Source organism: Kitasatospora sp. NPDC048296, from assembly GCF_043201815.1.
GTDB lineage: Bacteria > Actinomycetota > Actinomycetes > Streptomycetales > Streptomycetaceae > Kitasatospora.
The window spans coordinates 1-2,088 of record NZ_JBICZB010000191.1 but is presented as its reverse complement, the minus strand read 5'-3'; the positions used below and the strand labels follow the sequence as shown (position 1 = coordinate 2,088).

General features: G+C 72.0%; 1 protein-coding gene. It reads right to left on the bottom strand.

All coding sequences use genetic code 11. From position 1 onward, the window contains the following. On the bottom strand, window positions 1–2,088 hold a 2,088-nt coding region (locus ACGF12_RS38380; protein WP_393041231.1), incomplete at both ends, for a beta-ketoacyl synthase N-terminal-like domain-containing protein.

Sequence of the window (2,088 nt, the reverse complement as noted above, 5' to 3'; positions counted from 1 at the left end):
GCGCGCAGTCCGTCCAGGAACCCGTCCCGGTCGGAGGCGACCACACCGGCCCGGTGCTCGAACACCGAACGCGTCGTCGCCAGCGAGAACGCCACGTCCAGCGGGGACAGTTCGGCATCCGCCTCGACGTGCTCCAGCAGGCTCTTGGCCTGCGCCTTCAGGGCGTCAGCGCCGCGAGCCGAGATCAGCCACGGCGCGAGGACGGAATCCTCGTCAACTTCCCTCGCGGTAAAGCTCGTCGGGGCAGGGGCCTGCTCGATGATGACGTGGGCGTTGGTACCGCTGATCCCGAAGGAGGACACGGCGGCGCGGCGCGGCTCGCCGGTCTCCGGCCAGGCAGTGGCCTCGGTGAGGAGTTCGACCGCACCGGCCGACCAGTCGACGTGCGGGGTCGGCTCGTCCACGTGCAGGGTCTTGGGCAGCACGCCGTTGCGCATCGCCATGACCATCTTGATCACACCGCCGACACCCGCGGCGGCCTGGGTGTGGCCGATGTTCGACTTCAACGAGCCCAGCAGCAGCGGACGCTCCCCGTTCCGCTCCTGGCCGTACGTGGCGATCAGGGCCTGGGCCTCGATCGGGTCACCCAGCTTGGTGCCGGTGCCGTGCGCCTCGACGGCGTCCACCTGGTCAGGGGTGAGGTCGGCATTGGCGAGGGCCTGGCGGATGACGCGCTGCTGGGAGGGGCCGTTGGGGGCGGTGAGGCCGTTGCTGGCACCGTCCTGGTTGACCGCACTCCCCCGCACGACCGCGAGCACCCGGTGCCCGTTGCGAACGGCGTCCGACAGCCGCTCGACGAGGAGCACACCGACGCCCTCGCCCCAGTTCGTGCCATCCGCCGTCGCCGCGAACGACTTGCAGCGGCCGTCCTCGGCCAGACCGCCCTGCCGGTCGAACTCGGCGAAGATCCCCGGGTTGGGTATGACGGTGACGCCACCGGCGACGGCGAGGTCGCACTCACCACTGCGCAGCGCCTGGACGGCCAGGTGCAAGGCGACGAGTGAGGACGAGCACGCCGTGTCGACCGTCACCGCCGGACCCTCCAGGCCGAGGGTGTAGGCGATCCGGCCGGAGGCGAGACTGGCCGTGCTGCCGGTGAGCACGTAGCCGCGGATGTCGTCACCCGCGTCGTTCAGACCCGGCCCGTAGTCCTGGGCCATGGCACCGACGAAGACACCTGCCTGGCTGCCGCGCACCGAGGCCGGGTCGATGCCGGCACCCTCAAACGCCTCCCAGGAGGTCTCCAGCAGCAGGCGCTGCTGCGGGTCCATCGCCAGCGCCTCACGCGGCGAGATCCCGAAGAAGCCCGCGTCGAACAGCCCGGCACCCTGGACGAACCCTCCGAGGCGGGCGTAGCCGGAGCCGTCCTCCGTGGTGGAGGGGGACGCCCCGGCGACCCAGCCGCGGTCGGCCGGGAAGCCGGAGATGGCGTCCTCCCCGGCGAAGACCAGCTTCCAGAGGTCCTCGGGGCTCCGGACCTCGCCCGGGTAGCGGCAGGCCATCCCGAGGATCGCGATCGGCTCGTCGAACGCCGTCAGCGCCTTCTCCGGCGCGGTCCGCGCCGCGCTCTCGGTGCCGCCGAGCTCCACGAGCAGGTACTCGGCGAGCACGACGGGCGTCGGGTAGTCGAAGAGCAGCGTCGTGGGGAGCCTCATGTCGAGGACCGCGCCCAGGTGGTTGCGGAGTTCGACGGACGTCGGCGAATCGAAGCCGAGGTCCTTGAACGTCCGGGCCATCTCGATCTGGTCGGCATCCGCGTACCCGAGCACGGTCGCGATGCTCTTGCGGAGCAGCTCGAGCAGCGCGTCGCGGGCCTCGCCGGGCGTTCCGTCCAGGAAGCGCCGACCCGCCGGCCGCGCCACCGCGCCGGGCTGCCCCGAGGAGCGTCCTCCGCTCACCGCGCCGGACGCCCGCACCGCGGCACCGCCCGAGAGGTCGAGCCAGTAGCGCTCGCGCTGGAAGGCGTAGGTGGGGAGCGTGACCTTTTCGCCGCCCTTGAGGAGGGTGGTGAGGTCGGTGGTGTGGCCGTGGGTGTGGAGGGTGGCGAGTGAGGTGAGGAAGCGGTGGAGGCCGCCCTCGTCGCGGCGG